We start from the raw sequence: 17,146 nt of genomic DNA, 5'->3' as shown, positions 1-17,146 counted from the left end.
CAAAAGCAAGGGCGTTAGATGGGGGATCAACTGTCCGTAAAAGCCCGATTGGTGAAGGCTAATAATCAGCGGGGGATGAAGCCCCCCACTGATTAAAGTTTCACTTTATAAATCTTTCACTCGTAGTACACGCATTGCATTTAGAACTGCCAGTAGTGTCACACCAACATCTGAGAAAACCGCTTCCCACATTGTTGCAATACCGAAAGCACCAAGTAGTAAAACTAATCCTTTTACCCCTAATGCAAAGATAATATTTTGCCATACAATGCGTCTTGTACGTTTTGCAATGTTTACAGCTGTTGCAATTTTTGAAGGCTCATCAGTCATAATAACGATATCTGCCGCTTCAATTGCTGCATCTGATCCTAAACCACCCATTGCAATACCAACATCGGCTCTTGCTAATACCGGTGTATCATTAATACCATCACCAACGAAAGCAACTTTTTCTTTTCCATGCTTCGCTGCATCAATTTTTTCAATCTCTTCTACTTTTTGTTGCGGTAATAGTTCTGCGTGAACTTCATCTAAACCTAACTCTTTACCAACAGCTTCACCAACTGGTTTTGCATCACCAGTTAACATGACTGTCTTCTTAATACCTAGTTCTTTTAACTTTTGAATTGCTTGTTTTGAATCTTCTTTTACCTCATCAGAGATAACAATATAACCTGCATATTTTCCATCTACAGCAACGTGAACTAATGTACCTACTGTTTCTGGTTGCTTAAATGTAATGTTCTCTTTTCTCATTAATTTAGCATTACCTGCAAAAATTTCTTTTCCTTGTACTTTTACGACTGTACCGTGACCAGAAATTTCGTTATAATCATCGATTATTTTTTCATCAACTGATTTTCCATATGCATTTCGAATCGATTGTGCAATTGGGTGGTTAGAATACACTTCAGCAAATGCTGCATACTCTAATAATTCTTCATTTGTAATACCTTCGCTCGGTTCCATTTTTGTAACTTTGAAGACACCTTTTGTTAATGTGCCTGTTTTATCAAAAACAATATATTTCACATCATTTAAAGCTTCTAAATAGTTACTCCCTTTTACTAACACACCACTTTTAGATGCACCACCGATACCTCCAAAGAATCCAAGAGGAATAGATACAACTAACGCACATGGACAAGAGATTACTAGGAACACTAACGCTCTATAAATCCAATCCGAGAATGTAGCTCCTTCTAAAATAAGTGGTGGAATAAACGCCATGATCGCTGCTGTAATTACTACAACTGGAGTGTAGTAACGCGCGAACTTCGTAATAAAGTTTTCTGTTGGCGCTTTTTTACTGCTTGCATTTTGAACTAAATCTAAAATTTTTGATACAGTTGATTCACCAAATTCTTTTGTAACTTCAATTGTTAATACACCATTTTGGTTCACAAAACCACTTAATACATCATTTCCAATTTCAACTTCACGTGGTACAGATTCACCAGTCAATGCTGAAGTATCTACCATTGATGTTCCTTCAATTACTTTTCCGTCTAACGGTACTTTCTCACCAGGTTTCACGATAATATAATCGCCGATTTGTACATCTTCTGGTGATACTTGTTTCGTGTCATTTCCAATCTTTACATTCGCGTAATCAGGACGAATATCCATTAATGAAGTAATTGATTTCCGAGAACGGTTTACCGCAATACTTTGGAATAGTTCTCCTACTTGATAGAATAACATTACTGCAACCGCTTCTGGGTATTGTTGAATTGCGAAAGCTCCTAGTGTTGCAATTGCCATTAAGAAGTTCTCATCAAACACTTGGCCACGAGTTATGTTTCTTACTGCTCTCCAAACGATATCTCCACCAATTAATACATACGCAAGGACGAATAACGGAATTGTGATCATTTGTGGTAAGCCAGCTAATGCAGCAATTGCTGTCAAAATTCCGCCAACCACTAATCGTCCTAACATTTTTTTCACATTTGCTTCTCCATGATCGTGACTATGTCCATGGTCATGACCACCCTTTTCTTCACGAACAACTTTCACATCTGGTTCTAACTTTTGAACGACATTTGTTATATTGGCTACAGTCGTTTCTAATTCTCTTTTATTCGCTACTTCAACTCGTAATTTCTTTGATACGAAATCAACAGTTGCTGCTGAAACCGTCGGCATTTCCTTAACTTTATTTTCAATCTTCATCGCACAATTTGCGCAATCTAAACCTTCTAATATAAACACTTCTTTTGCCATTTTTGTGTTTTTTTCTTCTTGCACTTTAATGTGCGGTTCTAATTTTGTAACGAGTTGTTTTGCTTCTGTAACAACTTCGCTTTCTTTATTTTGCGCTGTTTCTAAAACCATTGTTTTTGTCGCGAAATTTACAGAGCAAGAATTTACTCCTTCTATATTCCCAACGCCTTTTTCAATTTTCATTGCACAGTTTGCACAATCTAAACCTTCTAACATCAGTTTCTTTTTCACTAATGCTTCAGCCATCGTTCTCCCTCCTCGCGTTCTATTTATTCTTCCTCGTTTACGTGTTCAAACGCTTGCTCGAAGATATGAATTACGTGTTGGTCAGCTAACGAATAATAAACGACCTTTCCTTCTTTACGATTCTTTACAAGTTTCGCTTGCTTTAACACACGAAGCTGATGTGAAATAGATGATTGTGTCATTCCTAATAAATACGCTAAATCACAAACACACATTTCAGCTTCAAATAACGCATGTAATATTCTTGTACGTGTACGATCGCCTAATACTTTAAATAATTCTGCTACTTTACTTAAACTTTCATCCGTTGGAATTGTTTGTTTTACTTGCTCAACAACTTCTTCATGAATTATCGTTTGAGAACATGTCTCTTGTGGTGTTTCTACTTTATTTCCAGCCATTATAGCTCACCTCTTTATTTGAACATATGAACAATCATTCATATATCTTATACCTTTATTATATGAGCGTCCATTCATATGTGTCAATGAAATCTCATACATTTTTTTGAACATTTCGTTCACATTTTAAAAAGATCTACACATATTTTCCGCATCCATTACATTCTCATACAAAAAAGAATATACACTTTACACAAAAGAAAAAGCCTTGCGCGTTCCCTAGACGCACAAGGCTTACTATACTTATATCCCTTTTAACTAAGCTTTTAATTAGCTTGTTCTAAATTATCCTGCGAACTTCCATCGTCTTTTAAATGACTATGTTTTTTCGAATAAACAAAGTATACAACTACTCCAATTGCTAACCAAATACCGAAGTAGATCCATGTTGTTAATGGTAGGTTAAACATTAAGAATAGACAACATGCGATTGAAATAAGCGGTAGCGTTGGTACAAGTGGTACCATAAAGCCACGTTTTAAGTTCGGATGTGTTTTACGAAGAATAATAACTGACACACCTACCATCGCAAATGTTAACAATGCTCCAATATTCGCTAAATTCGACAATTCTTTTAAATCGATAAATCCAGCAATTAAAGCACTACCAATACCTGTTAACCAAGTTGAGAATACTGGCGCTTCTGTTTTCTTATTAATTTTCGCAAATGATTTTGGTAATAAACCGTCACGGCTCATCGCGAAGAATACACGTGTCGTTGCATAAATGTAAGCAAAGATTACAGCCATAATACCAATTACAGCTCCAACTGCGATTACACCCGCTACTTTATCTTGTCCTACAACTTCTAATACATATGCCATAGCTTCTGGTACATCTAATTCTTTATAAGAAACCATACCTGTCATAACGAGACATACTACAACATAAATAATTGTACAAATAACTAATGAAGCAATAATACCAATCGGTAAATCACGTTGTGGATTTTTTACTTCTTCAGCAGAAGTTGCTAATGCATCAAATCCTAAAAAAGCAAAGAATACTGCTGCTCCGCCGGCAAAGATTCCGCTAATACCGTATGGTGCAAATGGTGTCCAGTTTTCTGGTTGTACGTAAAACGCACCAACTGCAATGAATAAAATAACAATACCAATTTTAATTAATACCATTATGTTATTCACACGCTTACTTTCTTTCGTACCTCTTGATAGTAACCAAGTTAAAACTAATGTAATGACTACTGCTGGTAAATTCACGATCCCACCTTGTGATGGAATCTTTAACAACTCTGTTGGAATTTCTAATCCGAATCCACTCACTAAGTTATTAAAATAACCTGTCCATCCACCAGCTACTGCGGCAGTTGTTACGACATATACAGATAGTAATGTCCATCCCATTAGATGGGCAATAAACTCACCAATTGTCGCATATGAATATGTGTACACACTACCTGAAACCGGAAGTGTAGATGCAACTTCTGCATAACACAACGCTGCAAATCCACAAACAATCGCTGCAATCATGAATGAAAAGATAACTGCTGGACCAGCATCTCTTGCTGCTACTAATCCTGTTAATACTAGTACTCCTGTACCAATTATCGCACCAATCCCTAGCATTGTTAGGTCAAATGCCCCTAGCGTTTTCGTTAAAGTTTTACTTTTACTTTCCCCTAACAATTGCGTAACGGATTTCTTTTTAAATAGGTTGGCCACGATGTATGCCCCCTTTTGCCAAGAAGAGCTAAGAGATATTCACTCTTAGCTCTTATCATGTTGGTTTATATATTGTTCGATTTTGTTTTGTATAATGCTTGTATTAGCAAGATACTGTTTCTGCTTCTAATAATTCTTTAGCACCTTTGTACTCTACACCGTGAGCTTCTGCAACTGCTTCGAATGTTACATAGCCATCTAATGTGTTAATACCTTTTAGTAATGCAGAGTTGCCTAAGCAAGCTTCTTTGTAGCCTTTGTTAGCAATTTGTACTGCGTATGGTACTGTTACGTTTGTTAATGCAAGAGTTGATGTACGTGGAACCGCACCTGGCATGTTTGCAACTGCATAATGAACAACGCCGTGTTTTTCGTAAGTTGGGTTATCATGAGTTGTAATACGGTCAGTTGTTTCGAAAATACCACCTTGGTCAATCGCGATATCTACAACAACAGAACCTGGTTCCATTGATTTAATCATTTCTTCTGTTACAAGTTTTGGCGCTTTTGCACCTGGGATTAATACTGCACCGATTACAAGATCAGACTCTTTTACAGCTTCTGCAATATTGTACGGATTAGACATTAAAGTTTTTACTTGGTTTCCGAAAATGTCATCTAATTGACGAAGACGTTCTGCACTTAAGTCGATGATTGTTACATCCGCACCTAGTCCAACTGCAATTTTAGCAGCATTTGTACCAGCTTGTCCACCACCGATGATTGTTACTTTACCACGTTTAACCCCTGGAACACCTGCAAGTAAAATTCCTTTACCGCCTTTGTTCTTCTCAAGGAATTGTGCACCAATTTGTGCAGCCATACGACCAGCTACTTCACTCATAGGTGCAAGTAATGGTAGAGAACGGTTTTCTAATTGTACTGTTTCATATGCAATAGAAACAACTTTCTTTTCGATTAATGCTTTTGTTAATTCTGGTTCTGGAGCTAAGTGTAAGTATGTGAATAAAATTAAACCTTCGCTGAAGTGTTTGTATTCGCTTTCAATTGGTTCCTTAACTTTCATAACCATTTCCATGTTCCAAGCTTCTTCAGCTGTATCAACAATTTTCGCTCCCGCTTCAACATACTGAGCATCTGTGAAACCAGATCCTAAACCTGCACCCTTTTGAATGAATACTTCGTGATTGTTACGAATTAAATGTACAACACCTGCTGGTGTCATTGCCACACGGTTTTCGTTGTTTTTAATTTCTGCTGGTACCCCAATACGCATAATGAAATGCCCCCTTATAATTAACAGAAAAAAGAAAGTCTTTTTTCTTTTTGTAATAATTAATAACTTATGTCCTTATTCTAGCATAACTTAAAAGTTATGAAAACGCTAACATACCATATTTTTAAAGTTTATATATTTAGAATAGTGCAAATATATAAAACATTGATTCTATTAGCCTCGTTGTTCCATCTCATTATCTATCACTCTATTTTTATTATACTCCTTTAAAATAAGCAGCAATCATTTATTATTCGACAATAATGTAACAATGTAAGAAATACCAATGATGCCGTATACATATACAGTTATAAGTTTAAACAATACTTTAGAGATATATTCTTTCCCTAAAAAAACAGCTGCTAGCATTTAACTAGCAGCTGGATAACTTATAAATAACTTGGAAAATAAATCATCTGTTGTTTCCGTAATTTTATCAAACAGATCACTTTCTTCCTCTTCTTGCTCTTTTAACATCTTAATTGTTTCACGTGCCGATTCAGGATAATCGGTAATGATACCATCTACGTTCAATTTATAATATCCCTTTAAACTTTCCATATCATTTACCGTCCATACGTAAATTGGTTTATTTAACTTCCTTGCTTCTTTTACTAATTTCTTATTTAACATGTATTCTTCCGCTACATAAAAATCAGCCTTTACATTCTTTAAGTGAGCTCTACTTGCATATAATATATATCCTACTTTTATATTTGGATTTGCACGCTTAAACTCTTTTATAAGCGGATAATGTAACGTTTGAATAACACATTGCTTCTCAAATTCATTATCTTTAATCGTTTTTAATACTTTGTTTACAAAGTCTTTTTCGCCCCCATGAAGCTTCACTTCAATATTGAGTTTGATTTTACCCTTTGCCAACTTAATGATTTCATCCAGCGTACTGATTTGTCCTGAAAAACCATCTTGACTAAGGGTAAGCTGCCTTAACTCTTCCATCGTTAAATCCGAAACATGAACGTTAGCATTGGCAAGACGTTTCAACTTCAAATCATGTATAACTGCTAGTTCACCGTCTTTTGTTTGTAATACATCTATTTCAGCGTAGTCTGCTTTCGCATCAATAGCTCCCTGCACAGCTTCTTTCGTATTTTCTACACCTTTTGAAATATAACCGCGATGAGCCATAATAATCGGTTCTTTATATGTGTTTGTAATAAAGGTCACAATGAAAGCAACAACCATTCCCGCCGTAATAATTCCTACAATATATACACCAATAAATTTCCAACGATGTTTTTGGAAGAAACATTTATCTGCCTTCGTCTTTGAATAATCTAATCCTTCTTCTAATAAAACATCTTCGACTGGAACCTTTTGTAAATACAATCTTGTTAACGCCATAATATAGAACGGTGTCATAATAAAGCTAAATAGATACAATGTACTTGTTAGGAAAACTGAAATAGTTGACTCTGCTAGTAGTGCAAATGTCCCTTCTGGGTTTGTAAATTCATATACTCCCCACAGACAAAGTAAATAAACTCCTACACATAAAAGAAAAACAATTCCTACAGATATGAAAAAACCTACTAAAAAGAACAAAACTTTAAAGAAGCTTTCTTTTACTAAGTTTGCGCTTTTGCGTGCTGCCGTACGGAACGGCTTCTCCTCTAAAACGATAATAGGTAAAACAAAAATCCAACGAAGGTTCAAATAGGCAACTACAGCAAAGAAAGTATAATATCCAACTTGCCCCATTGTTGTCTTAAATAGTTCACCTGTAATAAAATTAGGAATTTGAATTTCAGGAATCAATGCAGATTTATATCCCATACTTAATAGTGGTAATAGTACAACTGCATACAAAACAAAGCCAGGTAAGCAATATGTAAACAGAGAAGGTAAATACGTTACTGTTTTATATAAAATCGGACGTAATCTCACCTTCTGCCTTTTATGAGCGAAGTACGAAATGATAATAAGTACTGCAAACTCTGTAAAGATCAGGAACAATGCCAATATAGATAAAATTACGATCGCCAAAATCCCGTATGGTGTTTTCAAAAATGCTAATAACTCATCATTTGTTGCGTTTGCATACCCACCAAAGTACAACAACTTATTGAAAATAATACCGAAAAGCGGGATAAACACAATCGCTGCTAACAATTTATAAGCAAGTTGGAATGTTAACACATTCCAAAAGGCAAATCTAACAGTTTGAAAGGAATGTCTCATTACTCCTGGTATAGATAGTCTTTTACGGTGTTGCATATATTCCTCCACATTCTAAAACGATATTTGAGATGGATTCCACATTTCCATTTCTAACCCATCCCTTTAATAATAATATATTCCGCTTAACATGAACACTCTTATACATACAATGAAAAAAGTGATGGCTACTTCCCATCACTTTTCACTTACTCTATTTTTTCTCTAACCCTTGTCCAAATGCTTTCAAGAAGCTAAATCCGAATGTGATGGCTCTATTGATATCTGGATCTTTTAACACTTTAAAGAAGTCCATCACTTTTGTTTTTTTACCACTCTTTAATTCATCTGTTGCAAATTGCAATCCAGTGACTAAACTCGATGTGATTTGCTTTGTTACTTCTGGGTCAACTGAGGACAGTGCTTCCCCCGCCCCCATCATGTTGTTAAGTGCATTTTTAACTGGTTCACGATTTAATTGCTCCACAGCGATTTTTGAAACATCTTCCTTAGCAGCAAGTAAACTAATCGCCGCATCTAATATTCCAGCCTTCTGTAACTGCGCTAACAGCTGCATCGTTTCTTCTACTGCTTCACGATTATTAGATAGCTCATTTAGAAGTTCATCTGCTACTTGCTGTTTCTGTTCTTCCTCTGTTACAACTTTCTTTTTAATTAAAGTAATCTCTTTCGCCACTATCTCCGCCCCCTAGTCCACGAGTGATACGTATTGTTTTCTTTGCCATTTTTGCTCGATTTCAACACCATTTTGCGGATTACGCTTTTTATCTCGCGGGTTTGAAGATGGTAACGGACGATTTCCTTTTTCACGTAATACACGCATTTTCACCATCGTTTGTTTGTACGCCGGTGTACACGTATAAAGGTCTGTTGCCGTCCCAGTTAAAATATTGATCGCTTCTTCATTTATCGTTGCATGCATCGGTAAGTATAGCTCTTTCCCCGTTACACGCTCAGTAATAAGCGCTTGTACTTTAATTTTGCCAAATGGTGATGCTAATTCTACAAGACCACCATCTTTCACATTGCGCTCTATAGCAAGTTCAGGTGAAATTTCAACGAACACTTCAGATACTTTAGATAAAATACCAGCCGACTTATTCGTCATATTCCCTTCATGGAAATGTTCTAGCATACGTCCATTATTTAAAAGTAAATCATACTCATCTGGCGCTACAACTGGTGGTATCCATTCATCTAATGATAAACGAGCTAGTTTATCTGGGAAGTTAAATCCGTCTACATATAATAGCGGTGTATCACTACCATCATGACTACCCCAACATAAACTATTCCATCCTTCTAGACGATCGTACGTTGCTTGAGAGTATAACGGTGCAAGCGATGCGATTTCGTCCATAATTTCACTTGGACTTTCGTAATTCCAATCCCCGCCGAGTGCACGAGCAACTTTTTGTAAAATCCACCAATCTGGTTTTGAATCACCTAGTGGTTTTAATACTTCATATAATCTTTGAATACGTCGCTCTGTATTCGTAAACGTTCCTTCTTTTTCTAAGCTTGGTGCCGCTGGTAAAATAACATCAGCAAAACGAGCTGTTTTTGATAAGAACATATCTTGAACAACGAGGAAGTCTAAATTCGCTAAAATATGTTGCACATGGTTCGCATTGGAATCGACTAAAGCCATTTCTTCCCCCATGACATACATACCACGTAGTTTTCCTTCTTCTGCCGCAAGTAACATTGCGATATTATTTAATCCTGGTGCTTTCGGAATCGTTGTGCCGTATGCTTTTTCAAACTTAGCACGAAGCGTATCATCCGATACTGCTTGATAACCTGGAAGCCAGTTTGGTAATGTCGCCATATCACAAGCACCTTGTACATTATTATGACCTCGTAATGGATATGCGCCTGCACCAGGACGACGATAGTTCCCCGTAACAAGCAGTAAATTGGAAATGGCAGCAGATGTTGTACTTCCTCCTGTATTTTGCGTTACACCCATTCCCCAAAGTATACAAGTTCCATCTGCTTCATATACCATACGAGCCATTTCTTTCAGGTTTTCTTTCGAAATTCCCGTAATTTCTTCTGTATAATCAAGCGTATACTTTTCTAACATTGTGCTATATTCATCAAAGTTCTTCACATTTTCAGCTATGAACTTTTTATCATGCCAATCTTGATCAATAATATATTTCGTAATACCAGCAAGCCATACGTAATCTGTACCTTGACGCGGATGAATAAATAAATCCGCACGCTCTGCCATTTCATGTTTACGAAGATCTGCTACAATCAGTTTTTGCTCGTGTAATTTATGAGCACGTTTTACACGCGTCGCGAGTACTGGATGTCCTTCTGTTGGATTCGCACCAACGATAATGACAAGGCCTGCTTCAGCTATATCTTTCACTGTTCCAGCATCGCCGCCCATACCGACGGTTTTAAATAAACCATCTGTTGCTGGAGATTGGCAATAACGCGAGCAGTTATCTACATTATTTGTTCCATATATTTGACGAGCTAGTTTTTGCATAAGATAATTTTCTTCATTCGTTACTTTCGAAGAAGAAATAAATCCAAATGCATCGCTGCCGTATTCTGATTTAATATGTTGCATGTTAGAAGCAACAACTTCTAACGCTTCTTCCCATGAAGCTTCAACAAACATATCTCCTTGGCGAATTAATGGCTTCGTAATTCGATCTTCACTATTTACAAAGTCCCATCCAAATTTACCTTTTACACATGTGGAAATGCCATTAACCGGTGCATCAGAAACAGGTTGCACTTTTAATATATGGCGATCTTTCGTCCATACTTCGAATGAACAACCGACACCACAAAATGTACAAACTGTTTTTGTTTTATTCACTTTCGTCTTACGCATCGCAGCCTCTACTTCTGAAACCGCTAAAATACTACTATATCCAGGCTCTACATCCTTTACAAAATCAATCATCGGATCTAACACATCTGGTTTTAACCCTGTCATGAATCCAGCTTCACCTAACATTGATTTTTCCATTAACGCATTACATGGACATACTGTTACACACTGCCCACAACTTACACAAGATGAGTCATTTATACTTACACCATGATCCCATATAACACGCGGACGATCTAAGCTCCAGTCTATCGATATCGTTTCATTAACCTGTAGGTTTTGACATACTTCTACACACTGTCCACAAGCAATACATTGATTTGGATCATACCGATAAAACGGATGTGACATATCCACTTCACAAGCACTTACTTTCGGCTCATACGGATATTTCTGTTCTTCAATTCCCATCATATGTACTGTATTATGAACCTTACAATTACCGTTATTGTTATCACATACGGTACAATACAATAAATGATTCTCTAATATTCGATCCATCGCCTCAGTCTGCGCCTCTTTCGCACGCTGTGACTGTCTTTCAATATGCATACCATTCTCTATTTGCGTTGAACAAGCACGCATTAACTTCCCATCTACTTCTACAATACACGTATCACAAGTTTGAATTGGATCTACTTCTGGTACATGACAAATTTGAGGATGTTCCAAATTACTCTCGTTAAATAATTGTAGTATCGTCTTTTCACCTGATGCTGAAAATTCTTTACCATCTACGGTTACACGGACTGTCTGTTCTGCCATAGTTTCCCCTCTCCTTACAACCAACTGTACAACACACTTGTGAATCCGTTTTCACAAGTGAATTACTGTACATATTTTTGAAACGCCCTGCCTAAATACTTTTCTTATGAAGTCGATTCTAGATGTTTATAAGGTATCACTACGAAAGCTTGAAAATTTCACTATTCTACATTTCTATTATATCGTATATATACAATAATAACCAAAATAATCTGATACCTTCCTTCTAATAGATGTTTTTATTTTTTCAATGTTTTATGATGAATGTGGGAGAAAATACATATAAAAGGGGAATTTCATATGGGACCTACGCAAGAGAGTTATACAATTGTACGCTATCACTCTGGTACATTTTCAAAACAAACTGATGAGATTGTTACAGAATCTCCTATTACTATTAAATTGAATGGTGAAGAATATGTAACAGTCGTATGTACACCAAATTATATTGAAGATATGGTAATTGGTTTTTTAATTTCTGAGGGGATTATTTCTTCCTATAAAGATATTGAAGAACTATGGGTTCAAAAAGATAATGGAATTGTCCATGTAACATCATCAAAAATAAATCCGCTCTATCAAAATTTATATAATAAACGATACATCACTTCCTGCTGCGGAAAAGGTAGACAAGGTTTTATTTTCGCTAACGATGCAGCAAAAGCAAAAGATTTACATGATATACATGTAAAAATTACTCCTGAAGAATGCTTTTACTTAATGAATACTTTACAACAATCTTCTACTACCTTTCGCCAAACCGGCGGTGTTCACAATACCGCGCTATGTGATCGAAACAATATCCTCCTATCAAGAATGGATATTGGAAGACATAATGCATTAGATAAAATATATGGACATTGTTTACGCAACAATATATCTGTTAAAGGAAAAATCATTGCATTTAGCGGGCGTATTTCATCCGAAATTTTACTCAAAGTTTCAAAAATCGGATGTGAAATTGTTCTATCTAAATCCGCTCCAACAAAACTAGCATTGCAACTCGCTCACGATTTAGGCATTACAGTCGTAGGATTTATTAGAAATGACTCTTGTAATATTTACACGCATCCACATCGAATTGATGGTTATCAATCGAATAACTAAAATAACTCCTCAATCGAGGAGTTATTTTAGTTGTAAAAATGTAATATATTAAACACTTGAATAGTTAATAAAGTTAATATATAATTTCATTACATATTAAAAAACAAAACATTGTAGCATATATCTTTTCATTCTTTTACAAATTAAAAGAGACTGCTCACAAAACACATACACAATCTTATAAAAGGTTCACTTTATTTGAAATCGACCAAGGAGGTTACAACGATGGAAATTCGCTTATTAACGACAGAGGACGCAGAAATATATTTAAAAGTTTGTATGGAAGGTTTAACGAAGAACCCGGAAGCTTTTAGCTCTTCTTATGAAGATGTTCTTAAACATGAGGATCCTGTAGCTGCTATGGCAAAACGATTAAGCAATCCGGATAAGTATACTCTAGGTGTCTTCAAAGATAACGATTTAATCGGCATTGCTACTTTAGAAACAAAGCCTTTCATTAAACAAGAACATAAAGCAAAAATCGGTTCCGTTTTTGTTTCCCCTAAAGCACGTGGCCTTGGAGCAGGACGAGCTCTTATTAAAGCAATTATTGAAAATGCTGATAAATTACATGTAGAACAACTTATGCTCGATGTTGTAGTTGGTAACGATGCAGCAAAAAAATTATATGAGTCATTAGGTTTCCAAACTTACGGCGTACAAGAGCGTTCATTAAAACATAACGGTCAATATTGGGACGAAGAACATATGGTTCTATTCTTAAATGATTAATACTTCAATCTAGTTTTCCAAAAGCATCTTTTTATTAAGAAAGATGCTTTTTTCATTACAACAATGTAATCTTCATGTCACCTTTATCGATCGTACCAAACCTTTCCATTCATTATACTAAAAATATAAAGTGAAACTTTACTCAGTGGGGAACTACATCCCACGCTGATCGCATGTACTTGATATGTAGAGGAGAATGTGACATGAAACAAAACAAACGAGCTATGCTTTTAATATTTACTACAGCAATTGTAACTTCTGGATTAGCAATTTTACCTTGGTTTATTATATAAAAATACTCCCCCTAACAACGAAAAAAGCTTATTGCTTCTTAAGAAGCAATAAGCTTTTTTTATATTATAAAATCCCCAAAATTTTATTTACACAACTTATAATAATAACCATAGATACGGCAACGCACATGACAACCGTATTACGATCTTGCTTTTCTTTTTTTGAAATTTCTTCTTTTGGATTCATGTGTATGATCTCCTTTTAAAAAAAGTGTGAGATAGGAAATTTTTCTTATCCGATGCGAGGTGAATACGAAAACCCTCTCTATCTCACATACACAATAGAATGGAATTGTCATTTTATAAATAAAATGACATGACGTTATGTCGCAACATAGGGTATTTTGTGTCGCTACGTTTTCTATTATAAAAAATAGTTGTGCAAAACTAGTGCATTTTTTATGTCAATTACTCTGAGCGAGAAATCACTCTTCCACTCAATCACATAAAAAGAGTTTTTTATCATTTTCATGTAAACTATACAAGTAGAATGAACAGTTTGGGGTGCACAAGATTATGGTGAAAATTTTATTAGTAGACGATGAAGAACGTATGTTACGATTATTAGATCTGTTCTTAAGTCCTCGTGGCTATTTTTGTATGAAAGCTACCTCTGGCCTTGAAGCACTAAAGTTAATAGAACAAAAAGACTTCGATATTGTTTTGTTAGATGTAATGATGCCAAATATGGATGGATGGGATACTTGCTATCAAATCCGTCAAATTTCCAACGTTCCAATCATTATGCTAACAGCTCGTAATCAAAATTACGATATGGTAAAAGGCCTTACGATCGGCGCAGATGACTATATTACAAAACCATTTGATGAGCATGTATTAGTTGCACGAATTGAGGCTATATTACGCCGTACAAAGAAAGATGGATTTGTTAGCTTCAATGGTATTGAGTGGGATAAAACGAAACATACTGTCACAGTGTATGATGAAAAAATCTCACTGACTCCTATCGAATTTTCGTTACTTGGACTATTTTTACAAAATACAAACCGTGCTTATAGCCGAGATGATTTAATCGAAAAAATTTGGGGTTATGAAACAGACATTGAATATAGAACAATCGATTCACATATTCGCAATATCCGTGATAAATTACGTAAAAAAGGATTTCCAGTTGAAAATTACTTAGAAACTGTTTATAAGGTCGGATATAAATGGAAAAGTGAATAATTACTTCGGTCAGTGGAAACTAGTATACCACTGACCCTTTATTATGAATAAGGTATGGTGAGAAAATGAGTAAACTTTCACTTAAAATCGGGACATACTTTTTAATATTAGCTTTATGCATTGAAACAATTGCTTTCGTATCTTTTTACAAAAGTATTTCTAAAATGCGCATTGAAGAGGAAACACTCGCTCTTTTAGAAAAAGGTAATCGCTATAGTAAAAAAATTAAAAACCGCGAGAGACGGGATGAATATTATAAAGAAATGCAACACACTGAACATAATAAAAATCCTAAACGTCCCGTGTACCCCGAGTTCGATATTGCGAATGCGGCTGCACACTTAGTTGAATCGGAATCAATTTCTAACTCCGATATAGCTATTATTATTACTGACCATAACGGCAAAATTATTTCCACCTCAGAACCCGTAACAAAAGAAATGCAAAAACAACTTACTTGTAAAACAGAATCTGTCCCAGAAAGCGGATTAATCGTTGAAAGAAACTGGAAAAAGTCAAAATTCATCACCACAGTAAGCCCACTTAACACAACAAAGTTTCAAGGAAAGTTATATATGTTATTAAAAACATCTTTCTTAGAAAACATGTTACTTAAACTCATGAACCAATTTCTTATCATTAGTGTTTTGACTGTTATTTTAACGACTATTTCTGTCTTTGTTTTTTCTCGTGTTATTACAGAACCGCTTATAAAAATGAAGAGGGCAACAGAAAAAATGTCAAAATTAAATAAGCCAATTCAATTAGGTATTAAACGGAATGATGAACTTGGAAGCTTAGCAAAAACGATTGAAGATTTGTCCAGTGAACTAACTTATATGAAAAAAGAACGCAATGAATTTCTTGCTAGTGTCGCCCATGAACTATTAACTCCATTGACCTATATGAAAGGTTATGCGAAAGTAGCAAAGAGAGACACTTTAACGAAAGAAGAGCGAGAAGAATACTTGCAAATCATCGAGGATGAAACAGATAGTGTAACTGACCTCGTCCAAGATTTATTTATGCTTGTACAATTAGAACAACACCAGTTTGTTATAAAAAAACAAAAAGTACTTCTTAGACCATTTTTAGAACGAATGGTTGAAAAAACAAAAACAACATTAACAAATAAACAAATGCAACTTCATGTATATTGCAAAGATGATTTAGAAGTTTGCATAGACGAAAGACGTATGGAACAAGTTATGTTAAATTTATTACACAATGCTTATCAACACTCACTAGAAAACACTACTATTACGATACGCGTACTCGCAGAAACAAATTCTTTTACAATAAGTGTACAAGATGAAGGTGAAGGTATTCCTGAAGAAGATATTCCGCATATTTTCGATCGTTTTTATCGTGTTGATAAATCTAGAACGAGAGCTACTGGGGGAAAAGGTATCGGGCTAGCTGTTGCTAAAGAAATTGTGGAATTGCATAACGGTGCCATTCTAGTAACAAGCAAATTAGGGGTAGGAACTACCTTTATAATTGAGCTACCTTTTGAATAATATGTGTGTGAAAACACCAGTAATAGTAAAAACTACTGGTGTTATTTTGTTCATAAAATCAGCTTATATAAGCTAAGCTTTTGAAATTATTCTTATTTCAATATAAAATAAAGATACATTTGTCAAAGATTTGGAGGGTGATATAATTGGATATCCATGTATTAACAAAAGATGAAGCGGAAATTTACTTAGAACTTCGTGTAGAAGGTTTAAAGCAAAACCCTGAAGCTTTCAGCTCTTCTTATGAAGATATTATTAATAAAGAGTGTGCGATTGAATATAAAGCACAAAAATTAGCACAAGATGAAAACTATACGCTAGGCGCATTCAAAGATGGAAAATTAATCGGGGTTGCAACACTGGAAACGAAACCATATGTAAAACAAGAACATAAAGCTAAAATCGGTTCTGTATATGTATCTCCAAAAGCACGCGGACTTGGAGCAGGGAAAGCACTTATTAAAGAATGTCTTGAGCTTGCTAAATCTTTAGAGGTGGAACAAGTTATGCTTGATGTTGTTGTTGGCAACGATGGAGCAAAAAAACTTTATGAATCATTAGGATTTAAAACATTCGGTGTACAAGAACGTTCATTAAAATATAACGGACAATATTGGGACGAAGAGCATATGGTCTTATTCTTAGACGAAAATAAATAATAAAAAACATCCTCTCATGTATGAGGAT

At 35.3% G+C, this 17,146-nt stretch carries 13 protein-coding genes; 5 read left to right on the top strand and 8 right to left on the bottom strand.

Features of this window, described 5'->3' with window-relative positions:
- Window positions 1-105: 105 nt before the first annotated feature.
- From PSR14_RS03705 to fdhF, 7 genes are all read right to left on the bottom strand, one after another.
- Complete coding sequence (locus PSR14_RS03705; RefSeq protein WP_098487504.1) at window positions 106-2,472, bottom strand: heavy metal translocating P-type ATPase; 2,367 nt, start codon at window positions 2,470-2,472, stop codon at window positions 106-108.
- A 23-nt stretch (window positions 2,473-2,495) separates the two neighbouring features.
- Window positions 2,496-2,873: a metalloregulator ArsR/SmtB family transcription factor gene (locus tag PSR14_RS03700; RefSeq protein WP_000918378.1), complete on the bottom strand. Its 378-nt coding sequence runs from the start codon at window positions 2,871-2,873 to the stop codon at window positions 2,496-2,498.
- 266 nt (window positions 2,874-3,139) lie between these two features.
- Window positions 3,140-4,555: an amino acid permease gene (locus tag PSR14_RS03695; RefSeq protein ID WP_001284877.1), complete on the bottom strand. Its 1,416-nt coding sequence runs from the start codon at window positions 4,553-4,555 to the stop codon at window positions 3,140-3,142.
- A 103-nt stretch (window positions 4,556-4,658) separates the two neighbouring features.
- Window positions 4,659-5,792 carry an alanine dehydrogenase gene (gene ald / locus PSR14_RS03690; protein ID WP_001219742.1) on the bottom strand — a complete coding sequence of 378 codons (1,134 nt, stop codon included), beginning with the start codon at window positions 5,790-5,792 and terminating at the stop codon, window positions 4,659-4,661.
- 369 nt (window positions 5,793-6,161) lie between these two features.
- The gene (locus PSR14_RS03685; RefSeq protein ID WP_001164743.1) at window positions 6,162-8,033 is read right to left on the bottom strand and encodes a glycerophosphoryl diester phosphodiesterase membrane domain-containing protein; all 1,872 of its coding nucleotides are present in this window, start codon (window positions 8,031-8,033) and stop codon (window positions 6,162-6,164) included.
- A gap of 154 nt (window positions 8,034-8,187) precedes the next feature.
- The gene (locus PSR14_RS03680; RefSeq protein WP_001040528.1) at window positions 8,188-8,670 is read right to left on the bottom strand and encodes a DUF1641 domain-containing protein; all 483 of its coding nucleotides are present in this window, start codon (window positions 8,668-8,670) and stop codon (window positions 8,188-8,190) included.
- Window positions 8,671-8,682: 12 nt separating this feature from the next.
- Window positions 8,683-11,619, bottom strand: coding sequence for a formate dehydrogenase subunit alpha (gene fdhF / locus PSR14_RS03675; protein ID WP_000840655.1), 2,937 nt, complete (start codon window positions 11,617-11,619; stop codon window positions 8,683-8,685).
- Window positions 11,620-11,919: 300 nt separating this feature from the next.
- On the opposite strand from fdhF, the gene fdhD reads away from it, so the two are divergent.
- Together fdhD and PSR14_RS03665 are read left to right on the top strand one after the other, a co-directional pair.
- The gene (gene fdhD, locus PSR14_RS03670; protein ID WP_000529216.1) at window positions 11,920-12,726 is read left to right on the top strand and encodes a formate dehydrogenase accessory sulfurtransferase FdhD; all 807 of its coding nucleotides are present in this window, start codon (window positions 11,920-11,922) and stop codon (window positions 12,724-12,726) included.
- A 225-nt stretch (window positions 12,727-12,951) separates the two neighbouring features.
- Window positions 12,952-13,458 carry a GNAT family N-acetyltransferase gene (locus PSR14_RS03665; protein WP_000405875.1) on the top strand — a complete coding sequence of 169 codons (507 nt, stop codon included), beginning with the start codon at window positions 12,952-12,954 and terminating at the stop codon, window positions 13,456-13,458.
- A gap of 357 nt (window positions 13,459-13,815) precedes the next feature.
- Here PSR14_RS03665 and PSR14_RS03660 read toward each other — a convergent pair whose 3' ends face one another.
- Window positions 13,816-13,938, bottom strand: coding sequence for a hypothetical protein (locus tag PSR14_RS03660; RefSeq protein WP_001068392.1), 123 nt, complete (start codon window positions 13,936-13,938; stop codon window positions 13,816-13,818).
- Between the two features lie 329 nt (window positions 13,939-14,267).
- Here PSR14_RS03660 and PSR14_RS03655 point away from each other — a divergent pair, with 329 nt between their 5' ends.
- The 3 genes from PSR14_RS03655 (at window position 14,268) to PSR14_RS03645 (ending at window position 17,118) form a co-directional block, all read left to right on the top strand.
- Window positions 14,268-14,939, top strand: coding sequence for a response regulator transcription factor (locus PSR14_RS03655; protein ID WP_000238954.1), 672 nt, complete (start codon window positions 14,268-14,270; stop codon window positions 14,937-14,939).
- Window positions 14,940-15,004: 65 nt separating this feature from the next.
- A complete protein-coding gene (locus tag PSR14_RS03650; RefSeq protein ID WP_061131294.1) occupies window positions 15,005-16,459 on the top strand; it encodes a HAMP domain-containing sensor histidine kinase in 1,455 nt (484 codons plus the stop codon).
- A gap of 146 nt (window positions 16,460-16,605) precedes the next feature.
- On the top strand, window positions 16,606-17,118 hold the full coding sequence (locus PSR14_RS03645) for a GNAT family N-acetyltransferase (RefSeq protein WP_000351212.1): 513 nt from the start codon (window positions 16,606-16,608) through the stop codon (window positions 17,116-17,118).
- Window positions 17,119-17,146 lie beyond the last annotated feature (28 nt).

Origin of the sequence: Bacillus sp. A01H (assembly GCF_045277205.1) — a bacterium.
Taxonomy (GTDB): Bacteria; Bacillota; Bacilli; order Bacillales; family Bacillaceae_G; genus Bacillus_A; species Bacillus_A paranthracis.
This window is presented reverse-complemented; position numbering and strand designations above follow the sequence as displayed.